Consider the following 25,408-nt stretch of genomic DNA (forward strand, 5'->3'; position numbering starts at 1 on the left):
TATGAGTTTACTGAGTATACACAATCTGAGTTTCCCGATAGAAGATCCTGTATTAAAATTTTTATTAGTCCTGATTATTATTCTGGCAGCTCCCCTTCTTCTCAATAAAATTAAAGTACCTCATCTTTTAGGACTTATTATTGCAGGAGCTGTCATTGGCCCAAATGGGTTTAATGTTTTGTCCAGAGACAGCAGCATTGTTGTTACCGGAACTACAGGACTTTTATATATAATGTTCCTTGCAGGTCTGGAAATTGACATGGGGGATTTTAAGAAAAACAAATGGAAAAGTCTTGGATATGGAGGTTATGCTTTTATTTTTCCTTTTATATTAGGATATTTAGGAGCATACTATTTATTAGGATTTTCAACATTAACTTCAGTCTTATTTGCAAGTTTATTTTCTTCACAGACACTCATCACCTATCCTTTAATAAGCAAACTTGGGATCGCTAAAAATCGGGCAGTCAATATAACTGTAGGAGGAACGATGATTACCGATATTGCAACACTATTGGTTCTGGCCGTAGTTGTTGGTATGGTACAGGGAGATGTAGGAACTTCATTCTGGATTAAGCTTTCAGCTTCAGTTATTATTTTCAGTTTAATTGTGTTGCTTCTGTTTCCGATAATCGGACGCTGGTTTTTCAAGAAAGTAAATGATAAAATTTCGCAATACATCTTTGTTTTAGTCATGATTTATCTGGCTGCTTTATTGGCAGAACTGGCAGGAATTGAAGCTATTATTGGAGCATTCTTTGCAGGACTCGCATTGAACAGACTGATCCCTCATGCCTCTTCCCTCATGAACCGGGTTGAATTTGTAGGAAATGCGATATTCATTCCTTTCTTTTTGATCAGTGTGGGAATGCTTATTGATTTCACCGTATTTTTTAAAAGTTTTGAAACGCTAAAAGTGGCGGGTATTATGCTGGTAGCTTCTATCGGTGGGAAATATATTTCAGCTGTTATTACTCAAAAAACATTTAAATTCACAAAAGAAGAAGGAAGGCTTATTTTCGGATTAAGTTCAGCTTCTGCGGCTGCAACGTTAGCCACGGTAATGGTAGGATATAATATTATTATTTCTGAAACTGAAACCGGAGAGCCCATTAGATTATTGAATGAACATGTATTAAACGGGAGTATCTTATTAATCCTGATTTCCTGTACCATTTCATCATTCGTTTCAATGTCCAGTGCACAGAAAATTGCAGATATTGATAATGAAGATACCGTATCGGGAGACAGCCATGAAGAGGAAAGTTTGCTTTTAGCTGTTAACCATATGGAAACTGTGGAACGAATGGTAAATCTGGGTATTTTGATAAAAGCACATTCCAATACTGAAGATTTCTTCGCACTTAATGTTATTAATGAAGATAAAAATGAATCGTCTGTAAAAAATGCAGAGAAATTGCTTCATCAGGCCGTCGATACTGCTGCTGCTGCAGATGTCAAATTACAGGCATTGAAAAGGTATGATAATGATGTGGTAAATGGAGTAAATAATGTAATTAAAGAACAGGAAGTAACAGATCTTATCATTGGGCTTGAAGATGAAAAAGGATTCTCACCATCGTTTGTTTATAACCTTTACAATGGCTATTTGCAGAATGATGATGTAAATGTATTGGTATATCATGCGGCACAGCCTATTTCTACCATCAAGAAATATGCGGTGATGATTCCTGAAAATTCTGATAAAGAAGCTGGGTTTTTCCATGCACTTTTACGGGTGTGGAACATTGCAAGGAATTCAGGTGCAACCCTCGCGTTTTATGCTCCGGAAAGTATAGTAGATATTCTACAAAGGATCATTAAGAAAGCCAATATAGAAGCCGAATTTATTATTATGAATACCTGGCATGATGGAGAGAAAACGGCAGCTCAGCTAAAACAAGATGAAGCTCTCATTGTATTTATGGCGAAAAGAGGAATGGTATCTTACATCCCTCAAATGCGACTAATGCCGGAACTTCTAAACAAAAATTTAAAGGAAAACAATTACCTCTTAATCTTTCCTTTCTCTGAATATGATAAAAATAATCCTGAAAAACGATCAGTTGGAAACCATAGGGATTTTATAGAAATCGGCAATGTAATTCAGAAAATTTTCAAGTAGCAACCGCGTATTAATAGAATAGTTTCAATTAATCTTGAATTTCCTTATTCTTTTATTTTCAGTAAATTAGGTCATAAGAAAATTCGAAATTTATAATTGTTCCCATTAATAAACGGACTCGCCGAACAATGTATTTCAAAGTAGGCAACAAAATACTTTTAATTATGCCAAATCTATTAAAATCATTCAGAAATTCTGTGAAACACTGGTATATTCCGCTCATATTAGGAATCCTCTTTGTAGGTTGTGGAATATATGTATTTTCATCCCCTCTCGAAACCTATTTAACGCTATCTCTTCTCTTTAGCGTATCCTTTATTGTCTCGGGAATTTTTGATATATTTTTCTCTATCAATAATGCTAAAGTATTAAATGGATGGGGCTTATATCTTGTAACGGGATTACTCTCTTTAGTGATGGGAATTTACCTGGTGTCCTATCCTCAGATTTCAATGGCTATTCTTCCCTTTATTGTAGGATTTACTGTAATGTTCCGATCATTTCAATTATTGGGTATTTCCTTTGATCTAAAGGATGCTCATATACTCAACTGGGGTAATCTTGCCATATTCAGTGTCCTGGGTATTATATTATCATTTATGTTATTAGCCAATCCTATATTTTCAGGAATGTCACTTGTTGTTCTTACAGGTTTATCCTTTATTTTTGTAGGAGTTGCATCTGTAATTCTGGCATTCAATCTTAAAAAAATAAAAGACTATCCTGCTAAGCTGGACAGTGAACTAAAAGATAAAATAGAAAATCTTCATAATGAGCTTAACGACAGGATGAAATAAAAATTACCATAAAAAAAGACTGCTTTTCGGCAGTCTTTTTCTTTATCTATTGAGCTATTACTCTAACCATTTCTTTTACTTTGATCAGTTTTTCCATCAATTCTTCTCTGGAATCTGCAAGAACATTGATGTGCCCCATCTTTCTCCCTGGTTTAGTTTCTGTTTTTCCATAGAGATGAACGTAAGTCTTGGGAAGTTTCAATACTTCTTCCATACCCTCATATATTACTTTCCCGGCAAAGCCTTCTGCTCCTACCAGATTAAGCATACCACTGTATCCTAAAACATCAGTATCAGCTAATGGTAGGTTTTTAACCACCCGATACATTTGTTCAAATTGTGAATTGGCATTTCCTTCCTGACTCTGATGTCCCGAGTTATGTAATCTGGGTGCTGTTTCGTTTACCCATACTTTTCCTTCTTTATCTAAAAACAGTTCTATAGCAAAAAGTCCGGGAGAATTAATTGCATTTAAAAACTTTTCAGTGATTATATCAATTTGCTTCTGCGTTTCTTCATTTAGGAAAACAGGGCAAATATTGAAATCCAGTAAATTCAATTTCGGATCAGCTACCATTTCTGTAACCGGAAATTTTTTAGTTTCTCCATCTTCATTTCTGGCAACAATTACAGATAGCTCTTTTTCAATATCCACCAGATTTTCTATGACAGAAGCTTCCTTCCATAAATTTTGATAATCAGCTTCTGTTTTAACCACCTGAACTCCTTTTCCATCATATCCTCCGGTATTCATTTTTTGAACGAAAGGCAAAGGCATCACTATTTTTTCATCACTGTTCCAGACTACCTGAAATTCAGGGCTTGGTATATCGTGAGCTTTATAAAATTCCTTTTGAAGGATTTTTTGTTGAATGGTTTTAATGATCTTAGAATTAGGAACCACTTTTACTCCCTGGTTTTCAAGTTCTGCCAATGCATCAGCATTGACGTGCTCAATTTCAATGGTTACAACATCCTTATCTTTTCCAAAGTTCAGAACCGTTTCATAATCATTGAAGTTTCCTTGTGTAAAATTAGAGATACTGTTACAAGGAGCATCAGAAGCAGGATCAAGAGTATAAAACTCATCATCATATTTCAATGCACTCTGTATCAACATTCTTCCCAGCTGCCCACCTCCTAAAATTCCTATTTTCATTCTATTTTTTATTAGATATATTCAATTAGCATCACTTAAATTAATCAGTAATTATCTTTTCATTTTTAATATAGAAGCATCATACTTAACCAATTATCTAAGATCGTGCAAAGATAAAAATTTTATACCCTATTGCCCAAACTTTCAGGTGCTTCAGGTATTCTCTCTTTTTTAATAACTCTATAATCAGAACGCCGGCTTAAAAGCCGGCGTTCTGATTATCGTAAGTTTATACTTTATCTATTTTAAGATACCCAAGTCCAATAGGGTTCTCTTGATTTTCTACATTTGATTTCTCCAAAATAATAGAATATTTCTCCTTCATTTTTTGAGGAAGAATATCATTAACATTGAAAATATCATCAATATCCACCCCATGTTTATCATCCACATGGCTTACCGCTCCTTCAAATCCCATCGTCTGATAGAATTCCGTTTCCTTCACTCTTTTTATAATCTCCCCCATTGATTGCCCAACCATAAGATGTTGCTCGTGAAATTCTTCAAAATATCCTCTTTTATAACCACCAAGATTAATAAAATACAATTGGTTTTCAGAAAACTTATCTGTTTTTTCTACAATTTTCACTTCATAACCATCCGCAAACCTTACCTCCTGATGACAATCTAAATGAATTTTACCATCCGCTTCTTTCCAGAAATCTTTCATGTCCGGAACAAGATCGCTCAGGTTTTCTGCAATACCAAAGAATACATCATGTTGTTCAATATTTCTCCCTGGAGGAGTTGCACCGAGAATAATATAAAATAATTTCATTTTCATTTTTTTATTCACACAAAAATACGGCAAATTTATCTTTTTGAAAAGTTTGGCAGAAAACTGCAATAGTTTTATATTTGTATCCATGTCAGAAATCATTATACTCTTTCTTGGAGCAATCTCGGCCGGACTACTCGGTTCGCTTACCGGGTTAGGAGGAGGAGTTATCATTATCCCTTTATTGACGCTTGGGTTTGGCGTCCCTATGCATTACGCAATTGGAGCTTCTTTAATTTCCGTAGTAGGTACTTCTTCAGGTGCCGCTGTAGCATTTGTTAAAGAAGGCTTTACCAATATGAGAATAGGAATGTTTCTAGAAATTGCGACTACAGCAGGAGCCATTGCAGGTGCTTTGGTTTCCGGAATTCTTAATCCCAATACCATTGGAATTATTTTCGCCAGTATTCTACTTCTTACTGTTATTTTAAACCTTAAAGGAAAACCTGATCACCAGGAACCTTTAATTAAAGGAAGTCTCGAAGATAAATTAAAATTATATGGAACTTTTCCTGATAAAGGAGTAATCAAAAATTATTCAGCGAGAAATACGATTCCTGGATTTTTTATGATGATGTTCGCCGGTGCTATGTCCGGGCTTCTGGGAATTGGTTCAGGAGCTTTAAAGGTTTTAGCAATGGATAATATGATGAAACTCCCTTTCAAAGTTTCTACTACTACCAGTAACTTTATGATTGGAGTAACTGCTGTAGCCAGTTCATTAATCTATTTTCAAAGAGGTGAAATCATTCCGGTTATTGTAGCTCCTGTATTGGTAGGGGTTGTAGTTGGAAGCTTTATAGGATCCAAAACATTAATGGTTTCTAAAACAAAAAAATTAAAAGTATTTTTTGCGATTGTAATCACAATCCTTTCAGTATATATGATGTATAACGGTATAAATCAAAGTTTCCGATGAAAAAGAATTTCACAGACGTTGATTTAAATCGTTCAGTAGGAAACCTTTTGAGAATGGGGGTTATTCTGTCCGTAGTCATATCAATTGCAGGTTTCATAAAGTTATTTTTAGAAGGCTTTAAAATGCCTAAAAATTACACTTCATTGGAGGTAGGTAGTTCTTCAGAAAAAGTATGGGGACAATTTTGGGACTCTTTATGCAAGGGAGAGGGAATGGCAATTATCCAACTCGGAATTCTTGTCCTGATCTTTACTCCTTTAATGAGAATTGTTTTTGCATTGATAGGGTATCTTAAAGAAAAAGATTACGTGTATGTCGTAATCTCTTCTATCGTTTTAGCAATTATGGCCATCAGCTTTTTTACAGGGTACGCTCACTAAATCAATTTTACATTTCATAAAACTCTAAAGGAAGTTGATCAGGATCTTGTGTAAAGAAAAATTCTTTACCCGTAAATTCATCGATACGGATTTCTTCACAATCCAAACCTTTTTCAATGAGTTCCTGACGCTTTTCACTAACATTTTCAACAGAGAATGCAAGATGCCTCAATCCGCATGATTCAGGTCTAGAGGGTCTTTTAGGAGGATCAGGAAATGAAAACAGCTCTATTACATAATGATCTCCAATTGCCAGATCTAATTTATATGATTGTCTTTCTTCACGGTATACTTCACGAATAATATTCAGCCCTAAGGTTTCTGTATAGAATTTTTTTGAAACTTCGTAGTTGGAACCAATAATGGCTATATGATGGATTTTCATTTTTAAATTATTTGACATTTGCACAGTTTTCCTTTCTTCTTGTATCTATAATGTATTGAATTTTCCAGCTCCCGTTTTGCTTCACCAATTGAAAACTATTTGCTCCACAGTGGGAGAAATTACCTTTATAATAAAATTGATAAGGAGTAAAAACACTCGCTAAATCTCCGTCAACATGAATAGATTCTATGCTTATTCTCTCATCAAGATCGCCTTTTGAAGCCTTTGAAATTGAAGCTGCAAAATCAGAAATACTTTCCGTTTTCACTAACCCATCTTTTTTAATAGTTTGAAGAATAGCTGTTTCAGCAAAAGAAGATTTTAGTAATTCAGCATCTGAATTTTTCATTGCCAAAAACAAATCGCGAATTGGCTTTTCAATATCCTGATTTTTAGATTCCTGTCCAAAGCAGAAAGAGCCAAAAAGCAAAGCAATTATAGCAAGTTTTTTCATAATATATTTTCGAAATATGATCATATAAAAATAAGAAATTCCCCTTTAAACTATGTTAAACCAAAGCAAAAATGTTATTTTGGAAATGATCTTAAAAATATGTGGGAAACGGGCTCGATCTCATTCCTATTGATATTTATATAGCAAAGTATAGTTACTTGAAGAATTATAATCCACAGTGATTGTCATTCTGAAAGAATCTAATCAAAATAAAAGCTCTCATTTTCTAAATTTAGTTATGCTTCATTTAGATTCCTACGGAATGACAAAATTGCGTTCATATATTCCAGTCTGTTATTATATACTTAACTAAAAAACGATTATAAAAAATGGAATGGCAAAACTTGATAAAATCTCAGAATATCTCTTACAACTCTATTTTTCTGTATGAATTATAGCAATTCAGTGATCATAAAAAAGATGATTTAATTTGAATTGTTATAAAAATAAATTACTTTTAACCCTCTATTTTAAGAAATATGTGGAGTGCTTATCTGATTTTAATGGGTTTACTGATCCTGTTAACACTATTACCTAAAATTCAAAATCAGCATTGGATATTCCGTGTTCCGGAATTTGGAAAAATCCAAATTACCTACTTCATTGTTATTACCTTTTTTCTAGGTTTTTTCACACAACCTTCCGAAGGTTTTTGGTACTATCAAGGTATTTTATTGATTTTATTTGTCCATCATGGGGCAATTCTTGTAAAATACACTCCACTGTATCGTGTAAAAAAGCATCATCAACGTAATCAGTCATCCCAAAAATTACATTTTGTCTCTGCTAATGTTTACCAATTCAATACCGAGTACAACAGGTTTATCAGACTCATTGAAAAATGCAAACCTGAAATGTTTCTTACAATGGAAAGTAATAGTGATTGGGAAAAAGCATTAAGAGTTCTTGAAAATGACTACCCTTACAGTCATAAGATAACTTTGGAAAATACGTATGGAATGCACTTTTATTCTAAAATCCAGATTAAAAATGCGATAACACACTATTTCGTCGCCGATGATATTCCAAGTATAGAAATTCACTTAGAGACTGAAGATGGTTTTTCTTTCGTATTTTTTGGAGTTCATCCACCACCACCGAGTCCCACAGAAGAGCAAACTTCAAAGGAAAGAGATGGTGATTTGCTAAGCATTGCAAAGCGAGTAAAAGATATTCATAAACCTGTAATGGTAGTGGGTGATTTTAATAATGTAGCATGGTCAAAATCTTCCATATTATTTAGAAAGACCAGCCTCCTCATTGATCCAAGAATAGGACGTGCTTTTGTATCTACTTTTCATGCAAAATATCAATTATTAAGGTTCCCTATTGACCTGATGTTCCACAGTGAAGATATCTTTATCAAGAAGCTTACAACCTTAGAGAACTTCGGCTCTGATCACCTTCCGGTATATTGTGAGTTTTTTATTGATCATCATAATGAGGAGCAGGAAGAAAGAATTGAAGTCGCTAATTCCGAAGAAAAAGCTGAAGCTGAAAAAATGATACAGGAAGGAAAAATGGAAGATGGTGAACGTGATGCTATAGTTACTGAAGGTTGAAGTGTTTCCAGGCAAATATGCTTAGTCCATTATCAGTCATTGTCATTCCGTAGGAATCTATCCAATCAAAAAATCATTGACTTATTTCAAATAAATAGTTTAAAAAATCTAGATTAGGGTTGGTCGATCTGATCAATTCGAGTTTTTTATTTCTCATTAAATTTTTAATTTCTTTTTCCCTGTCAATCACATGTAAAGGCGCTCATTTTCTAAACTTGGTCTTGCTTCATTTAGATTCCTACGAAATGACAAAATTGCATTTATATATTTCAAACTGTTATTCTATACTATAAGAATTTTGTAAATGACTAAAAAAAAGTTATAAAAAATGGGATGACAAAACCTGATAAAATTTTAGTGATTAAGTTCGGAACTTATCATATAAAAAAACGGGTTAAAGCCCGTTTCAAATTGTGTATGCATTTTAAAATTTCATGATATCCTTCACAACTCCATTCTTCTGGGTATGTTGTAATAATTCAGATTCAATAAAATTTTTGATTTTTTCTTCAGAGCCATTATTAGGAAAAAGAAGGTGAACATTTGCCCCGGCATCCAATGTAAAGAATAAAGGCAATTGTGTTTCCCTCCTAAAATCCCAAATCTTATTAATTACTTCCAGGGTGCCTACCTTCATTAAAATAAATGCAGGATCACTCATCATCATCATCGCATGGAGGGTCAGCGCTTCGTGTTCCACCAATTTAATAAAGCTATCAAGATCACCATTTTTAAGGATTTCCTTCATCGGAACAAAATTCTCTTTAGCTTCCTGAAATCTTCTTTCTGCGTAAGGATTTGTTTTCATCAAACCGTGTCCTACTGTAGAAGAAACACTTTTCTGCCCTTCGTGAATCAATAATACCCAATCATTAAAATCCTTGAAAATATCATGAACTTCCTCATTAGGATATGGCACAGCAAATAGATCAGAACTTCCTGATACCTCATCAGACGCCCCCCAAACAACCAATCCATTATATAGGCTTCGGCATGCACTACCGCTGCCAAGTCTTGCTAAAAAAGAAGCTTTTTGCAAAGACTCTTGTTCGGATACCTTTCCAGAAAATATCCCATCTAAGTTCATTAAGCATTTTGCAATAGCTCCAAAACCTGAAGCTGAACTTGCAATCCCTGAACTATGAGGGAAGGTATTCTCTGTTGTAATAATATATTTTCCTTTTAAGATCCAGGGTAAATATTTTTCTATATTCTTAAAGTACTTTTCTATCTTTTCAGCAAATTTCACTTCCTCATTTCCGGCCAAATAAGTTTGTACTGAAAAAGGCTCATCAGCCAGAAACTCCATTGTTGTATTTGTTTTACAATGGTTGAGTGTATAACTAATACTTGGGTTGGCAGGAATCTGATCAGCATATTTCCCCCAATATTTAATCAAAGCAATATTGGATGGACAGCTTTCCGAAACTGTCTGTGAAGTTATTGTATAATTTTCCTTTCCTAAAAATTCTTGTGTTGTCATAATTTAAATTAAATGGGCCTATATCATCGACTCTATCTCCGAACGAAACAGAGTGGAATGATGGCTGCTAGTACATCTTTTCAATAAGATCCTCGTATCTTTTTAACACTACATTTCTTTTGATTTTCAATGTAGGAGTGATTTCTCCGGTGTTGATATCAAATTCAGCAGGCATGAGTGTAAACTTTTTCACTTTTTCAAAGTCAGCCAGATGTTCCTGTAGTTCTTTGATCTTATTTTTATATAAATTGATAATTTCCTCTTTCTTTACAATTTCGCTCCAACTTGTAAAAGCAATATTATTCTTCTTGATATAATCTTCCAGAAACTCAAAGTTCGGGACAATTAAGGCTGAAACAAATTGTCTTCCTTCTGCAATCAATACGATCTGCTGAATATAATTATTGTTGGTTAACAGATTCTCAATCTGCTGTGGAGCAATATATTTTCCATTAGAAGTTTTCATCAGGTCTTTGATTCTATCTGTAATAATCAGATTACCACTCTCATCAAATTTCCCAGCATCCCCCGTCTTAAACCAGCCATCTTCAGTGAATACAGCTTTTGTTTCTTCAGGTTTATTATAATAACCTTTCATAATACCATTTCCCCGGGCTTGAATTTCATCATTCTCACCAATTCGGATTTCTACTCCCGGTAAAGGCTTTCCACTGGTTGCATGTTCGAAATGAGTTAAAGGAAACAGCGTTAAAGTAGCTGTCGTTTCTGTAAGACCATACCCCACTGTTACATGGATTCCTACGGATTCAAAGAACTTCGTTACTTCCGGGGACAGAGAAGCTCCTCCACAAGGTAAAAACCACAATCTACCACCCATTTTTTCTTTGATCTTACTAAAGACCAGCATATTTGCAATAGATTCTTTTATTTTTAATCCAAATGGAGCCTGACGATCATTTCTTCTTAATTCAGCAGTTTCTCGTCCTACTTCTAAAGCCCAATTGAAGATCTTTTTCTTTAATGATGAGCTCGCTTCAGCCATATCATGGACTCCGGCATAGATCTTCTGGAAAAACCTTGGAACTGCACACATCATTGTTGGCTTGACCTCCTCCAAAGCTTTAGCAATATTTTTAGGGTCTTCTAAAAAATAAACTCTTGCCCCTCCGTACAATGAAAGTAAGCTCCAGCTTCTTTCAAAAACGTGACTGAGTGGTAAAAAGGCCAATGAAAGTTCTTCTTCGAAATTTTTAAACTTAAAAAATTCAAAATGAGCATCAAAAGCTTTTACAAAATTACCATGCGTAAGCATAACTCCTTTAGGAGTACCGGTTGTTCCTGAAGTATAAATTAATGTAGCAACATCTTCAAACTCTTTCTTGTAGATTTCCAGTTTTGGAGAAGCTTTTGCTATAAAATCCTCTAAATAAAAGGCTTCTTCTTTTTTGATCCAAACAGCCTTCTTAGTAACAACAATCGTTTGAAGATCAATTCCTTCTTTATGTAACAGTTCAAAACAAGCATCATACTGAGCCTGATTTCCTACTAAGACAGCTCTAGCCTGAGAATCCTTAATGATATATTCTGCCTGTTCTGCGTTATTGGTTGAATAAATTGGAACCGTAATCGCTCCAATGGACAATGAAGCCAAATCGAAGATCATCCATTCTGCAGAATTATCAGAATAAATAGCGACTCTATCACCTTCCTGAATTCCTGCATTCTTAAGAGCATTCGCAGTTTTAAAAATCATTTCACTGAATTTCTTCCAGCTCAGTTCTTTCCAAACCTCTTTATTTTTAAAACCAATTGCCGATTTTAAAGGGTGTTTTTCTACATTTTTACTGATTATAGCCTCTGCAAGATTCATTATTTATTCGGCTTTTTGTCGTTAATATAATTGTTGATATGAAAATCAATACTTTCCTGTACAGGAATAAACTGATAGTTCAACTTTTCTTTAATTTTTTGATTGGAAATGGTATTGAATGATGTAATAGATTCAATATTGGATTTTGTAACCATTTTTAGTTTAGGGATCAACCATCCAAAGAGTATATTGGCAAGTCTTCCGGCATTAAGCACGGTCTGAGACAAGATTCTGGCATCCTTTAAACCTAGTTTTTTTCGTATGTAATTGCCGGCTTCTGCATATCTTTTATTTTCAGAGACCAAAATAAAACGTTCTCCGAAAATATTATTCTCCATAAGCTCCAGAGAAATTTTTGCAACATCCCGAACGTCCACATAGGATGAACCTCCGGAAAAAGTAAAGTTATTTTTCTCAAAAGTTGAAAAAAGTTCGCCACTGCTTTGGCTCCAGTTTCCACTTCCTATAATGATTGCCGGATTAATAATGACAGTATTCAAGCCTTCAGCTGAAGCCCTCCAGACTTCCATCTCGGATAAATGTTTAGATATTGCGTAAGCGGGATGGTCAATTTTTGGATTAAAATCAGAACCTTCATCAAGCTCACCTTTTTCATTGAAACCATCTAAAACAGCTACGGAACTTACGTGTAGAAATTTAGTAACTCCAGAGCCTTCACAAGCAAACAAGAGGTTTTCTGTACCTTTTATATTGGTATGATACATTTCTTTTTCATCCTGGGGATGAAAACTTACTTTTGCGGCACAATGATAAACTTCCTCGACTCCTTTCAAAGCATCCTGCAAAGAATTGATATCGTCAAAATCTACATCTACCCATTCAATCCTATTAAAAAAATCATCAGGATTTTCCGTATAGAACTGATACGAATGCTGTACTTCGTTTAAATTACTTGTTGGTCTTTTGGCGCCACGTACATTTTTACCTTTTTTAAGAAGTTCTAAAATGATCACACGACCCAAAATTCCGGTTGCTCCCGTTACAAAAACCATCAATTATATTCCTACTTGGTTGTTGACTAAATTATGATAATATTTCTGATTCAGCAATTCTCTGTTCTATTGTTAAAATGTAGAAAATAGCTTTTGCAAATTTGCGATTTTTAAAGCACAATTCAGCTTAATTTCATCACTATTATCAGTTTAAATCTATTCTTAGAATAGTTATTGTAACGGAAATCCGGTTGGTAGATAGTTAGCTTTTTAAGCTAAAACCATATTATTTCTTCTCGGTGCTTTGTCACACAAAACATCTGCAATACTTTTTGAAATAAGATTTTCCTCTGTAAGATTATCCAGCCAGAAAAATTCACCAGCACCATTTATTTCAATGAAATAATATTCGTCATCAGGAGATACAATAATATCCAGTGCCCCATAATCAACGTTATACACATCCAGAAGTTCGAGAACTTTATTTTCAATATCTTTTGGAAGATCAGTTCTTACCCATTTATCGATGAGATTCACACCATCTTTTCTCCAATCCACTTTTGCATCTTCAAACTGTTGGGAATCGATTTCAAAAGCATATACATCATGACCTACTGCAGTTACTCTTAATTCTCTTTTCTTTTCAATTTTCTTCTGGAATTGCATTGGACAGTATAATAATGAATCTAAATCTTCCAATTTATCTTCGCTAATTACATTGGTAAATACCACACTTTCTACACCATCTTCATAAATAGCAAAACCTGATTGCATCTTTCCAACCACGTTCTGATGTTCAATAATAAATTTTTTTGCTTCTTCAGGATTGTTGGTAATACAGGTTTCAGGAATTTTAAACCCTATTTTATCTGCAATTTTCAGCTGCTCTTCTTTACTGTCTAATCTTCTGTAAACACTTGGTTTACCCAACGCATACACATCAATGGATTCTAAAAATCCAAAAAGAGTAGTTCTTATCTCACCCATTGCAGCACCATAGAATTTTATATCTATTTCTTCTTTTAAACCTTCTCCCATATTGTATGCTCTTCTGTACCATACAGCAGCAATATCATCTAAACGATGTTTTACATCGGGGGTTTCAAGAATACTGATCCATTTTCCATCCTGAAAAGTGGTTGATAATTTATTTTTTAGAGGATATAAATCTACATCAAAACGGATTACTTCAAAGTCATTCTTTCCGATATATTCTGTTACTTTCTGGATTGAAAAATTATCTCCAGTATGAGTGATGATTAAAATTTTATTGTTCATTAGTTTTTCATTCTTTTTATAAGGTTATCAGCAATTCTTTCCGCAATAGGAAAATTTAATTCTTTTTGTAGCATTCCCCACTCTCCCTGTGGATTTACCTCCAGGAAATAGTAATTTCCATCTCTTCCTTTGATCATATCAATAGCACCCATATAAAGTCCCATTTCCTTCATCATTCCGGAAAGATGAGATTTAATATCTTCGGGCAATTCATAAGCTGACCAAAAATAATTTCCTTGATTAACACGCCAGTCAGCATGTTCACTGTTATTGATCTTTCCTGTGAAAAAATCACCATCTACATACATGATTCTGAGCTCATATTCCTTTTCAATATAAGGCTGAAAGATCATTGGACAGTAAGCAATATCAGCAATAGACTCCAGATTATCTTCATCAATTATTGTTGTAGAAAGCAAATCTTCCCCACTCATGGATTTGGAAATAACTCCATGAAGTTTTGCTACCGCTTTTCCATTACAATACTCATGAAAAAAAGCAGTTATTTTTTCTTCATCGTTTGAAAACAATGTTTTAGGGATCGTTAGATTATTTTTCTTCGCAATCTTTAATTGATACACTTTATTTCCATCCACTTTTGTCTCTTTTTCAAAAGGATTGATCCATGGAATATCCTCTAAAGCAGTATAAAGATTATATCGAAGGCTTCCATATTCATTGAGAAAAACTTTCACATAATCACTATCCAATTCTTCCGGAATAGTGATTCGCCAGCCCTTTCTGTGCCATACTGCCTTGATATCCTCGGAACGAACTGTATTTCCAGACTCATCTGTTAATTCAAACGAATTTTCGTTAATACTGATTTCCTGCAAATGATTCACATGATCCGAATTCAGTCTGAAGTAAGGAATATTTTTAGAGGTAAGATATTCAAAGAAAATATCAATGTTATAATAATCGTTGGAGTGAGTGATGCAAAGAATCATTAGTTATTTTTTATTAAAAAAGGAAACTTAGAGTGTAAGTTTCCTTTCATTATGATTATTAGTATATTTTATTTCTGTAAAAGCAATATACTATAATGGTACTGTAGGAGCATCATCATCTCCATCAGATGGATATTTCATTGTGTGAGCCATATCTAAAGTTGGCTTTGTCACCACATCTCTTTCCGGAATTGTAATATCTGGTCCACCACCTGTTACAGTTTGAGGATCTTTCAATTGCTTTTCAAGGAATGCTGCGAAAAATGGTTTTTTCTTTGAACTCTTGTTTTTCATAACGTTTTAATTTGGTTTGATTTAATATTTTGTTGAAATTCTATAAATGATCGATTGGTAAGTTTGGATCCATCGGATGAAGAGGTCCACCTTCGTCATTATCAGAAGGATACTTCAATGTTACATTATCATTTCTTACGGTAGTGACATTATCAACTAAGACAGAAGTGATATTGTCTTTTGAAGGGATTGTAATATCATCTCCATTAATGGAAGTGATAACTCCTCCACCTCCACCAGTTACTTTCTCAGGTTCTTGAATTTGTTTCTCTAAAAAAGAAGCAAAGAATGGTTTTTTTAGTTTTTTTGGATTCATAAGTAAATATTTTTAACTTTTTTGATCAATCTAAAGTACAAAATTTTCACTTTCAAAAAAATTAAATCACCCTTTTAAGAAAATTTTAACAATATAAGAATCAGAGAATCAAATTACTCTACGCCTAAAAATTTCTTAACAACGAGACTAAACTCAACAGGATTATCAGCCTGAACCCAGTGAGCAGCATTTTTGACGATAACAATTTTTGCTTTGGGAAATTGTTGCTTAATTGCAAATTCATCCTGCGGAAGAATATAATTGGATTTCTCTCCCGCAATAAATAGAGTATCGCCTTCAAAAACACCAAATTTGATTGCATTTGAAACAAACTCATTATATTTTTCAGATAATGTTTTAAGATTAAATCTCCAATTCAGCTTTTTATCATCATCCCAATAGAGGTTCTTAGCCAAAAACTGTATGGTAGATTTTTCCGGAATATATTGAGTTAGAACTGCTTCGACTTCATTTCTTGATTTTACAGTATTGAAATCAACTGTCTCAAGGGCTTTAATAATTCCCTGGTGATGAGGAGGATATGCTTTAGGAGAGATATCCACCACAATAAGTTTTTCTACTTTTTCAGGATACTTGATAGCAAATTGCATTACCGCCTTTCCACCTAGAGAATGGCCAAGAACATGCGCTTTTTTAATCCCGTAATGATCCATATAGTTGGCAATATCATCTGCCAGATCATCGTGTGACATACTTTCAGAATGGAAACTTCTTCCATGATTTCTTAAGTCTAATAAGTGAACCGGAAGATATTCTCCCAGATCCTTTCCGAAACTTCCCCAGTTGTCAAGCATTCCAAACAATCCATGAAATACTAATAAAGGTGTAGACGATTTCTCTTCGCCAAATATTTTTGAATGTAAAATTTCCATAGTTTTTTTATTAGGGGTTAGGTCTTAGGTGGTAGGTAGCAGATAGTTCAGTGGTAATTTATTAATAACTCCAACAGTCAGACTCTAAAACACTCGTAAACTAAAACTCTCAAACCCTCATCAGATTTACCACTTCGCTAATCTCTTCAGATAAGCCCGAACTGTATTCTCCATACCCATATACAAAGCCTCGGAAACCAATGCATGTCCGATAGATACTTCTAACAAATTAGGGATGGTATCAGCAAAATATTTTAAATTATCAAGACTCAAATCATGTCCAGCATTTACTCCTAAACCAAAATCACCAGCAACAATAGCTGTTTCAAGATAAGGCTTTACAGCTTGCTCTTTATTAGCAAAATACTCTTTAGCGTAGGCTTCTGTATATAATTCAATTCTATCAGCACCTGTTTTCGCAGCGTATTCTACCAATTCCGGAGTAGGATCAAGAAATATCGAGGTACGGATTCCTGCATTTTTAAATTCAGCGATGATCTCTTTTAGAAAGTCCAAATGCTTCTTTGTATCCCAGCCAGCATTGGAAGTGATCGCGTCATCAGCATCAGGAACAAGCGTTACCTGTTCGGGTTTTACTTGTAATACCATATCGATAAAAGCACGATGTGGATTCCCTTCAATATTATATTCTGTAGTTACTAAAGGCTTAAGATCATAAACATCTTTTCTGGTGATATGCCTTTCATCAGGTCGTGGATGAATCGTAATTCCCTGTCCGCCAAATTCCTGAATTTTGATTGCAGCTTCTGTTACACTAGGCGTTTCGCCTCCTCTTGCATTTCTTAAAGTCGCAATTTTATTAATGTTTACACTTAGTTTTGTCATTCTTTATAAGTAGATGTTGGATAACTGAGGTGGAAGCTAGAAGGTTGAAGATGGAAGTTACTTATCCAAAAAACACCTATTAGTCTATCATCTCATTTACCATTAATATTAAATTATTCTTTTCAAGTTCTATTATTTACCCGCCCCTTTCAACTCTCAATTTTCAACTTTCAATTTTCCCTTCTTTAAACTTTCACAGCAACCTGCATCACCTGCAGATCAAATTCTTTGGAAGCGACTAAAAGGTGATCAAAAATATCTGCCTGGATCTGTTCGAAACGCTCCCATTTCGAGTCATTGGCAAAACAGTAAATTTCTAATGGAAGTCCTTGTGGAGTAATATCCAACTGACGAACCATTACTACCCCTTTTTTATCCACATCAGGATCGTTTTCAATGTATTTCTGAGCATAATGACGGAAAACACCGATATTCGTCAATTGTCTTCCGTTAACGATTTTATCATTATGAGCGAGCGTTTCTTTCTCTTTTCTAAGCTCTATGCTTTTTCCTTCAAGGTATTCAGAAATCAGATTGATATCTTTTAAACGCTCGATCTCCTCATCACTCAAAAATTTAAAAGAATTGATATTGAAATAGATCGATTTTTTTATTCTTCGGGTATTTGATTCAGACATGATCTGAAGGTTCTTGATTTCTGTAGTCAGTAAATCGTAAGTAGGAATGGTCGAAACTGTTTTATCAAAATTGGTGATTTTTGTAGTTAAGAGGCTGATATCGGCAATATTCCCCTCAATATTATATTTTGGAATACCTACCCAATCTCCTACTTTCAGACTTTTAGAGGTTGCTACGTGAATCCCGGTTACAAAACCTAAAATGGTATCTCTGAAAACAAGAACCAAAACAGCAGTTATTGCTCCCAAACTTCCAACGATTGTTGTTCCTTTTATACCAAAAATAACACAAATCCCTACCACTGAAAAGATAAAAATCCCTAGGATTTTAACTGTTTCAGATATAGCATTAAGCGCCATAATGTTGTAAAAATCTTGTTTTATTACAAAATAATTCCTGAATGCTGTTAATGATCTGTAGAACATTCCTGCTAGAATTAAAACAAGCCCTAAATTAACAGATCTAATAATAAAAATAGTGGTTTGTGGCAAAGCGCCTGTAAATATGGACTCGTGTAACCCTCCAACAATAATCAATGCAACAAAATGTGCTAGCGAATTTGTAATCTTTGAATTCTTAATAGAATTCATAATAGGATATCTTTCCTTGTTATGAAAAATACGGAAACTATAGTTGATGAAAAATTTTAGAATAAAATCAATTATCAAAAAAATGGCAACAAGTAATACTAATTTTACAATAATATGAAACACCCAATCTAAGCCAGGAGGTGATATACGACTTATATAAACATATAGCTCATCACTGATATCTTGCAAAAAACTTTTGGTATCTTGTATTTCGTTTTTCATTGATAACAAAAATACAAAAATGCAGCTTATATTTAAGCTGCATTTTCAAGATATTTTTTAATACTAACAGGCACAATCATTACAACTTGGATACATAGTTTCGTTAGCATTTACCCACGAATTTATTGCGCTCATCATATTATCACGCCATTGCCCGCATGTTGTAACTCCACAAAGCGTTGCTGTATTTCCAGAGTAGGTTTGTTGTCCAACATACTGTCCTTGATTATAATAATTAACAGTGATACTACATCTCTTATTTACTTCATCATAACTTTCTCCAATAATTTTAAAGCTATCAACCTTTGGTTGCTTTATATTAACATTGTTCGAAAAAACACCAATAGTTTTATGATCTAAAACTCCTGTTTTTGCATAGGCAAAAGAGAATAGCATAGTAAAAGCTATCAACTTAAAAGTTAAATTTTTCATAATATATTAATTTAGATTTGTATCTCAAAGTTAAAAATTTTTGCGCAATTTAAATAACTATGATATGAATAACTATTCATTTTATATATTATAGTCTTAATCATTATTTAAAAAATTATTAAATACTATCAAACTACGATTAATATGTAAAAAATTCATTAAAAAACATAATTAAAAATAAATAATACTTAAAATTTATCATATTTTATGATTTTATATTTAATTATTTATTACATTTGATAAAAACTAAACCAATCAAAATCAACTAGATATGAGAAAACACTACTTATTTATTTTATTGTGTGTATTCACACTTTTAACGAATTGTGCAGGAGGAGACGATCCTGCAATAGCTTCCGAAAACGTCGGACCAGCGGTTGTAAAAACCGGAAAACTTACCGGAAAAGTGATGTCACAAAATGGAACCAAACCTGTTGGAGGTGCTTCAGTTTTTACTTTTGATGACAAGTACAAAATCTATTACACCACTTCAGATGCAGATGGTAACTTTACATTGGTAGCACCAGCCGGAAGTCGTACTATTCACATTCAAACAGGTAATGGTACTAATTTCCGTACGGAAATTTCCGCCACTGTAAAGGATAGCGAAACTGTAAACCTTGATGCCAGTCAAACCAAACTGAATCAGGTTGCAAAAATTGCTTACGTAAAAGGGGCATATGATAAAATCGAAGATATTATTCAGACTTTAGGCTATACAGCTACGGAAATTACTAATGCCGATCTTGTCAACCTAACGAATATTGCACAGTACGACATCATATTTCTTAATTGTGGTTCAAGGAACAATTACTCTTCAAATAATCCGGGGCTCTATACTGTAATTGAAAACAATTTAGCCGCCTTTGTTGCTAATGGAGGAAGTATTTATGCTTCAGATTGGGACGTTTCCTACTTAGTGGGTGGAACAAGCAATACGAACAACTGTTCCCTTCCAGGAGGATTTATTCCTGACACAAAATTATGTTCTAAAAATATAGGGAACTCTGGTACAGTAGCCGCTACAGTGACTAATCCTGGACTCACAACAGCTTTAGGATTCAATACACTTGATATTAATTATGATTTAGGCGTATGGCAAAAAATAATTAATTACGATCCTACATATTGGGAAGTTTTGGTTAAAGAAACATCATCAAATGATGCTTTAATGATCAGAACCAATCATTTCACGGCAACGAACATACCAACTATTTCAATAGGAAACGCTTCAAATTCAACATTTGTAACAGTTTGTATTACTCTTCCGGGAAATATCCAGATCAGTATTTCAGTTCCTCAGGTATTAGTTCCTTATTTGGTAGCATTAGGTGCAACAGTAGGACCTTGCTCAGGATCTTCAAACAGTGGGTACATTTATTATACCACTTTCCATAATCATGCTTCAGGTAACATTGGAAATGCCGGTGTAATTCTACAGTATGTAATCTTAAACTTATAGTAATTTTCTAACTTATACTAAAAGGTGGCTTTTTTTAAGGCCACTTTTTTTATCTTGCATCTATAATTTTAAGAATGGACACAACATTAATTAATATTTTTTGTCTGATTTTGTTAGTTCTGGGAATGCTTGGAACTTTCCTTCCTGTATTACCCGGATTATTGTTAAGTCTGTGTGGTTTATTAATTTATAAATTTGGAACTGATGCCGACTTACCCATGTTTTATATTTGGATCTTTGGAATCCTGACTGTTGCTTCTGCCGTTTTAAATTATGTAATCCCGGCAAAAACCAATAAAAAATATGGGGGAACAAGATGGGGAAGCATAGGTTCAGTGATTGGTACCATTGCAGGAATGCTATTTATTCCTATCCCGTTAGGGTTTTTAATAGGAATGTTTGCAGGAGTATTTATTGGCGAATTACTTCATGACAGCAAAGACATGAATAAGGCCCTGAAATCAACAAAGGGAGCCTTTATTGGATTTATATATGGAACAGGATTTAGCTTTGTGGTGGGTGTGGCAATGTTTTTGGTAGTAGTACTAGATATGCTTGATTACATTTAAAAAAAATTTACCATGTTATATAAAACCATTTTATTCAGCGTAGGAATGCTAGCTCTTACTAATTGCAACGCTCAAAAAGAGACGCGATCATCTACCCAATCGACCGGGACAGCTAGTACAAAAGAAAAAACAATGAACAAAGAAGGAAACATTATTTATTTTACTGAGGGAGAAAATAAATTCCTTAAAGAATATCAAATGAATGTCACTTTCAACAAAATCTCTGAAGACAGCCGTTGTCCGGAAGGGGTGAATTGTATTTGGGCAGGTGTAGCTGTTGCTAATGTAACCGTAATGGGAACCACAACAAGACCAGTGACCTTAACTTTGGCCACAACAGATAATGAAGGAAGAAATTATTCTACTTCTGCAGAATTCAACGGTTATACAATTTCATTGAAGGAAGTTACCCCCTTTCCTACTTCGAAGGATGGAACACAAGGTCTTGCCGGAAAATACAAAATAGGAATCGCTATCCAAAAAACAGGTGAAAAATCTACCATGAAATAGGCTTCTTTCCTTTTGAAACAAGATATTCATTAATCTTTGAAAAAGGTTTGCTTCCAAAAAAACCTCTGTAAACAGAAAAAGGTGATGGATGCGCAGATTTCAAAATAAAATGCTTAGCCGGATCTATGAGTTCGGCTTTTTTTTGTGCAAAAGCTCCCCATAAAACAAAAACCACATTTTCCTTTTTATCAGAAATTTCTTTGATAATAAAATCTGTAAACTTCTCCCAACCTAGGTCTTTATGAGAATTGGGTGTATGAGCACGAACCGTTAATGTAGCATTTAATAACAAAACACCCTGCTTCCCCCAAACGTCTAATTCTTTAGAAGTCCTAACAATTCCAAGATCATCCTTTAATTCAATAAAAATATTTTTCAACGAAGGTGGAGCTGCCACTTGTTCTGAAACAGAAAAACACAGACCGTTTGCCTGATAATCATTATGATACGGATCCTGACCAATAATTACCACTTCAATATCGTCAAAAGGAGTAATTTCTAATGCTCGGAAAATTTGATTTTTTGGAGGAAAAACCTTTGTTGTTGCATATTCTTGTTTTACTTTTTCCCAAAGATTGGTAAAATATGGTGTACTTTTTATCGGTGCTAAAATTTCTGTCCAGGTCATCTATTCGATTTGAAAATTTGAGAATTAATTAATTTGAAGATTCCATTTTTACGCCATGCTGTCATTGACTACGTCGAATCTTCGATTTCAGAACGAAGCAAAGCGTAGTGAAGAATCCACACAAATTTAATGATTAAATTAGAAACGTAGATTTCTCCGTCGTCGAAATGACAAAAGAAAACTTTATTTCTTTAAGCTAAAAATAATGTTCTCAGGAAAACCCTCATCTTCTTTACCTTCTTCCAAAATAAAATGATGTTTTAAAAGAAGTCCTATTGAGTTTTCATTGTCCTTGTGAGTGATCGCTACTATTTCCCGCAAATTTAGCTCATTAAAACCATAATTTAAAACCGCATCCAACGATTCCGACATAATTCCTTTTCTATGATAATCTGGTAATAATTCGTAACCTACTTCCGCAACGCTTCTGTCTTCCGAAAAATTCCACAAGCAAATAGTTCCAATAAGTTTGGGTTGATCTTTATAAGAAATACCCAAGTAAACCGTTTGGTTATTTTTTGTATTCTTTTTAATCGTTAGAATAAAATCTAATGCATCGTGATTCGTTTTCGGTGAATTTCTCGTCACAAATTTATTGATCACGTCATTACTACGAATTCTAAGAATATCGTCAACATTGTTTTCATCAATGTTCTTTAAAATTAATCGTTCGGTTTCTAGTTTCATAATTCAAATGTATTAAGACTATTATTCAAAAGTTATCTGGTTTCTAAATTAACTCATTTTCAAATTATCACATCATCAAATTCACAATTTCTCACTAAATTTGCAGTGTGTATATAAATAAAGAAGATTTAGACGAATTAGAGTTTCCGCAATTGCTCGCGGAAATTTCTCCTTTTGCGTATTCTCCGAAAACGAGAGAAAAAATCCTTCACCTTCTTCCAATGGAAATTGAGGAAGCAGAACTGTCTTTGAAAAAAACTTCAGAATATCTGTCAAGTTTTGAAAGTTCAAATGCTATTCCGTTCGATGAATATGAGGATATTGAGGCTGAGTTAAAATTAATGCTGATTGAAAATTACCGACTTGAAAATAGTGCCTTCATCAAAATAAAAACGTTAACGGAACAAATTGGAAAACTGCAAAAGTTCTTTCCTACTATGCCGGACACCTTTCCCAATCTGATGGAAGATGCTTCAGTTCTGGAATTTAAAAAAGAGATCATTGATAAAGTTGATAAAGTTTTTAATCGTTTTGGAGAAGTAAAAAGTGAAGCCTCTCCAATCCTAAAGGCTTTACGGACTGAAATCCAACATGCTAAAAAAGCGATTCAGGAGAATTTCAACCGTGCATTATTCAATTACGGACAAAGTGACTTTCTGGATGATATCCGCGAAAGTATTATTGATGACCAAAGGGTTTTAGCTGTAAAATCGGCTTATAAGAAAAGAGTTTCAGGAAGAGTTTTAGGACTTTCCAAAACAGGATCTATCACCTATATCCAACCGGACAGTGTGGTCAGCCATTATTTCAAACTTCGTGAAAATGAAGAGGAAGAAAAAAAGGAAATTGATAAAATTCTAAGAAAGCTGACCGCAGAATTAGCAGAATTCCAACCTCAGCTTTGGCGTTATCAGAAGTATATTTTTGACTTGGACCTTACAAGAGCGAAAGCAAAGTTTTCAGAAATGATCAATGGAGTTTTACCCAAAATCAACCGTCACAAAACGCTGAAATTAAGGGAAGCTTTTCACCCTCTCCTATGGTTAAGAAATAAGGCAGAAAATAAAAAAATTCATTCGCAGACGTTAAGCCTGACAGAACACAACAGAATCATCTGTATTTCCGGACCTAATGCTGGTGGAAAATCAATTACACTGAAAACAGTAGGACTGCTTCAGTTGATGATCCAGAGTGGAATTCTGGTTCCTGTTCATCCAAAATCTGAAATGTTTTTCTTTGATAAGATCATGACGGATATTGGTGACAATCAATCGATCGAAAACCATCTTTCTACGTATTCATCAAGGTTAAAGAAAATGGCTGGTATCATTCGTGAATCCGATGCTAACACCCTTTTATTGATTGACGAATTTGGAACCGGTTCAGACCCGGAACTCGGAGGCGCATTAGCTGAAAGTTTTCTGGAGTTCTTCTATGATAAAAAGAGCTTTGCTATTATAACAACCCACTATACTAATATCAAATTGGTTATTGAACAACTACCCAATGCTGAAAATGCAGCTATGTTGTTTAATGAAGAAACTTTAGAGCCAATGTATAAATTGGAAGTTGGACAAGCAGGGAGTTCATTTACTTTCGAAGTTGCCGAGAAAAATAAGATTCCAAGATTTATCATTCATGCTGCCAAGAAAAAAGTAGAACATGATATTGTAAATCTTGACAAGACAATTGTTAAGCTACAGCAGGAAAAATTTGAAGTCGAAAAACTTAAAACTGATCTTGCTGAGAGAAAAGAATCTGTTGAGGACAAGCGTGACAATCTGCAAAAACTGAATGAGCAGCTTCAGCAAAAATTGTTCAATTTCCAAAAACTATACGAAGATGAGCACCGTAAACTTCAATTCGGTGGGAAAGTAGAAGCTTTTATTGAAAGTTATGTAAAAGGCAAATCCCGAAAAGACGTGGTTAAAGATTTTGTGAAAATCTTAGAGCAGGAGAAATTTAGAAAAATCGGGGCTGATAAAGATGAAACAAAGCGTCTTCAGGTCGTTAAAAGAAAGATCACTCAGCAATTGAAGAAAGAAGAGGTTATTGAAAAAATAGCTGAAACAAATGAAAAGATAGAAGAAAAACGTAAGATCGATCGTGAAGTTTGGATGAAAATAGGACAACGGGTTCGTATTACGGGTAGTACCAGTGTAGGGACTATTGAAAAAATTTCCAGAAACAAAGTGATCGTTAATTATGGAACTTTCAAAACGACCATTAATGCTGATGAGTTAGAAAGAATTTAAATATAAGATTA

At 34.1% G+C, this 25,408-nt stretch carries 26 protein-coding genes; 9 read left to right on the top strand and 17 right to left on the bottom strand.

The window, feature by feature from the left end:
* Position 1 precedes the first annotated feature (1 nt).
* Together JHL15_RS16920 and JHL15_RS16925 are read left to right on the top strand one after the other, a co-directional pair.
* Positions 2-2,125: a cation:proton antiporter gene (locus JHL15_RS16920; protein WP_200247663.1), complete on the top strand. Its 2,124-nt coding sequence runs from the start codon at positions 2-4 to the stop codon at positions 2,123-2,125.
* A gap of 164 nt (positions 2,126-2,289) precedes the next feature.
* Positions 2,290-2,922: an HdeD family acid-resistance protein gene (locus JHL15_RS16925; RefSeq protein WP_200247665.1), complete on the top strand. Its 633-nt coding sequence runs from the start codon at positions 2,290-2,292 to the stop codon at positions 2,920-2,922.
* Positions 2,923-2,968: 46 nt separating this feature from the next.
* Here the strand turns inward: JHL15_RS16925 and JHL15_RS16930 are convergent, their stop codons facing one another.
* Entirely contained in the window at positions 2,969-4,081 is a 1,113-nt protein-coding gene (locus tag JHL15_RS16930; RefSeq protein WP_200247667.1) for a 5-(carboxyamino)imidazole ribonucleotide synthase, read from the bottom strand.
* A gap of 229 nt (positions 4,082-4,310) precedes the next feature.
* Positions 4,311-4,859, bottom strand: coding sequence for a DUF1543 domain-containing protein (locus tag JHL15_RS16935; RefSeq protein ID WP_200247669.1), 549 nt, complete (start codon positions 4,857-4,859; stop codon positions 4,311-4,313).
* Positions 4,860-4,947: 88 nt separating this feature from the next.
* On the opposite strand from JHL15_RS16935, the gene JHL15_RS16940 reads away from it, so the two are divergent.
* Positions 4,948-5,778, top strand: coding sequence for a sulfite exporter TauE/SafE family protein (locus tag JHL15_RS16940; RefSeq protein WP_200247671.1), 831 nt, complete (start codon positions 4,948-4,950; stop codon positions 5,776-5,778).
* Complete coding sequence (locus JHL15_RS16945; protein ID WP_200247673.1) at positions 5,775-6,158, top strand: DUF1634 domain-containing protein; 384 nt, start codon at positions 5,775-5,777, stop codon at positions 6,156-6,158. Before JHL15_RS16940 ends, JHL15_RS16945 begins: the two co-directional genes overlap by 4 nt.
* Positions 6,159-6,165: 7 nt before the next feature.
* Here the strand turns inward: JHL15_RS16945 and gloA2 are convergent, their stop codons facing one another.
* Complete coding sequence (gene gloA2 / locus JHL15_RS16950) at positions 6,166-6,543, bottom strand: SMU1112c/YaeR family gloxylase I-like metalloprotein (RefSeq protein ID WP_200249196.1); 378 nt, start codon at positions 6,541-6,543, stop codon at positions 6,166-6,168.
* A gap of 7 nt (positions 6,544-6,550) precedes the next feature.
* A complete protein-coding gene (locus JHL15_RS16955) occupies positions 6,551-6,997 on the bottom strand; it encodes a nuclear transport factor 2 family protein (RefSeq protein WP_200247675.1) in 447 nt (148 codons plus the stop codon).
* A 479-nt stretch (positions 6,998-7,476) separates the two neighbouring features.
* On the opposite strand from JHL15_RS16955, the gene JHL15_RS16960 reads away from it, so the two are divergent.
* Complete coding sequence (locus tag JHL15_RS16960; RefSeq protein WP_200247677.1) at positions 7,477-8,559, top strand: endonuclease/exonuclease/phosphatase family protein; 1,083 nt, start codon at positions 7,477-7,479, stop codon at positions 8,557-8,559.
* A 424-nt stretch (positions 8,560-8,983) separates the two neighbouring features.
* On the opposite strand, the gene JHL15_RS16965 is transcribed toward JHL15_RS16960, so the two are convergent.
* The 11 genes from JHL15_RS16965 to JHL15_RS17015 form a co-directional block, all read right to left on the bottom strand.
* Positions 8,984-10,042, bottom strand: coding sequence for a diphosphomevalonate/mevalonate 3,5-bisphosphate decarboxylase family protein (locus tag JHL15_RS16965; protein WP_200247679.1), 1,059 nt, complete (start codon positions 10,040-10,042; stop codon positions 8,984-8,986).
* Positions 10,043-10,109: 67 nt separating this feature from the next.
* Entirely contained in the window at positions 10,110-11,873 is a 1,764-nt protein-coding gene (locus JHL15_RS16970) for an AMP-dependent synthetase/ligase (protein ID WP_200247681.1), read from the bottom strand.
* A complete protein-coding gene (locus JHL15_RS16975; protein ID WP_200247683.1) occupies positions 11,873-12,886 on the bottom strand; it encodes an NAD-dependent epimerase/dehydratase family protein in 1,014 nt (337 codons plus the stop codon). Before JHL15_RS16975 ends, JHL15_RS16970 begins: the two co-directional genes overlap by 1 nt.
* Before the next feature lie 210 nt (positions 12,887-13,096).
* Complete coding sequence (locus JHL15_RS16980; protein WP_200247685.1) at positions 13,097-14,104, bottom strand: MvdC/MvdD family ATP grasp protein; 1,008 nt, start codon at positions 14,102-14,104, stop codon at positions 13,097-13,099.
* Positions 14,104-15,054: an MvdC/MvdD family ATP grasp protein gene (locus tag JHL15_RS16985; RefSeq protein ID WP_200247687.1), complete on the bottom strand. Its 951-nt coding sequence runs from the start codon at positions 15,052-15,054 to the stop codon at positions 14,104-14,106. The genes JHL15_RS16980 and JHL15_RS16985 overlap by 1 nt, the downstream gene beginning before the upstream one ends.
* A gap of 90 nt (positions 15,055-15,144) precedes the next feature.
* The gene (locus JHL15_RS16990) at positions 15,145-15,348 is read right to left on the bottom strand and encodes a microviridin/marinostatin family tricyclic proteinase inhibitor (RefSeq protein WP_200247689.1); all 204 of its coding nucleotides are present in this window, start codon (positions 15,346-15,348) and stop codon (positions 15,145-15,147) included.
* 40 nt (positions 15,349-15,388) lie between these two features.
* The gene (locus tag JHL15_RS16995) at positions 15,389-15,664 is read right to left on the bottom strand and encodes a microviridin/marinostatin family tricyclic proteinase inhibitor (RefSeq protein ID WP_200247691.1); all 276 of its coding nucleotides are present in this window, start codon (positions 15,662-15,664) and stop codon (positions 15,389-15,391) included.
* 113 nt (positions 15,665-15,777) lie between these two features.
* On the bottom strand, positions 15,778-16,557 hold the full coding sequence (locus JHL15_RS17000; RefSeq protein ID WP_200247693.1) for an alpha/beta fold hydrolase: 780 nt from the start codon (positions 16,555-16,557) through the stop codon (positions 15,778-15,780).
* A 126-nt stretch (positions 16,558-16,683) separates the two neighbouring features.
* Positions 16,684-17,403 carry a pyridoxine 5'-phosphate synthase gene (locus JHL15_RS17005; protein WP_200247695.1) on the bottom strand — a complete coding sequence of 240 codons (720 nt, stop codon included), beginning with the start codon at positions 17,401-17,403 and terminating at the stop codon, positions 16,684-16,686.
* A gap of 185 nt (positions 17,404-17,588) precedes the next feature.
* A complete protein-coding gene (locus JHL15_RS17010) occupies positions 17,589-18,632 on the bottom strand; it encodes a mechanosensitive ion channel domain-containing protein (protein WP_317193052.1) in 1,044 nt (347 codons plus the stop codon).
* Between the two features lie 285 nt (positions 18,633-18,917).
* Positions 18,918-19,286, bottom strand: coding sequence for a hypothetical protein (locus tag JHL15_RS17015; RefSeq protein ID WP_200247699.1), 369 nt, complete (start codon positions 19,284-19,286; stop codon positions 18,918-18,920).
* Between the two features lie 271 nt (positions 19,287-19,557).
* Between JHL15_RS17015 and JHL15_RS17020 the strand changes: the two genes are divergently transcribed.
* The 3 genes from JHL15_RS17020 (at position 19,558) to JHL15_RS17030 (ending at position 21,827) form a co-directional block, all read left to right on the top strand.
* Positions 19,558-20,748, top strand: a complete 1,191-nt coding sequence (locus tag JHL15_RS17020; RefSeq protein ID WP_200247700.1) for a carboxypeptidase-like regulatory domain-containing protein — start codon at positions 19,558-19,560, stop codon at positions 20,746-20,748.
* Between the two features lie 74 nt (positions 20,749-20,822).
* The gene (locus tag JHL15_RS17025) at positions 20,823-21,317 is read left to right on the top strand and encodes a DUF456 domain-containing protein (RefSeq protein ID WP_200247702.1); all 495 of its coding nucleotides are present in this window, start codon (positions 20,823-20,825) and stop codon (positions 21,315-21,317) included.
* A 12-nt stretch (positions 21,318-21,329) separates the two neighbouring features.
* Positions 21,330-21,827, top strand: coding sequence for a hypothetical protein (locus JHL15_RS17030; RefSeq protein ID WP_200247703.1), 498 nt, complete (start codon positions 21,330-21,332; stop codon positions 21,825-21,827).
* Here the strand turns inward: JHL15_RS17030 and JHL15_RS17035 are convergent.
* The gene (locus JHL15_RS17035) at positions 21,814-22,455 is read right to left on the bottom strand and encodes a uracil-DNA glycosylase (protein ID WP_200247705.1); all 642 of its coding nucleotides are present in this window, start codon (positions 22,453-22,455) and stop codon (positions 21,814-21,816) included. The two genes, JHL15_RS17030 and JHL15_RS17035, sit on opposite strands and share 14 nt — an antisense overlap.
* Positions 22,456-22,638: 183 nt before the next feature.
* A complete protein-coding gene (locus tag JHL15_RS17040; RefSeq protein WP_200247707.1) occupies positions 22,639-23,142 on the bottom strand; it encodes a GNAT family N-acetyltransferase in 504 nt (167 codons plus the stop codon).
* Positions 23,143-23,249: 107 nt separating this feature from the next.
* On the opposite strand from JHL15_RS17040, the gene JHL15_RS17045 reads away from it, so the two are divergent.
* Positions 23,250-25,397, top strand: a complete 2,148-nt coding sequence (locus tag JHL15_RS17045; RefSeq protein WP_200247708.1) for an endonuclease MutS2 — start codon at positions 23,250-23,252, stop codon at positions 25,395-25,397.
* Positions 25,398-25,408 lie beyond the last annotated feature (11 nt).

This window comes from Chryseobacterium paridis (assembly GCF_016595215.1).
In the GTDB taxonomy this organism is placed as follows: domain Bacteria; phylum Bacteroidota; class Bacteroidia; order Flavobacteriales; family Weeksellaceae; genus Chryseobacterium; species Chryseobacterium paridis.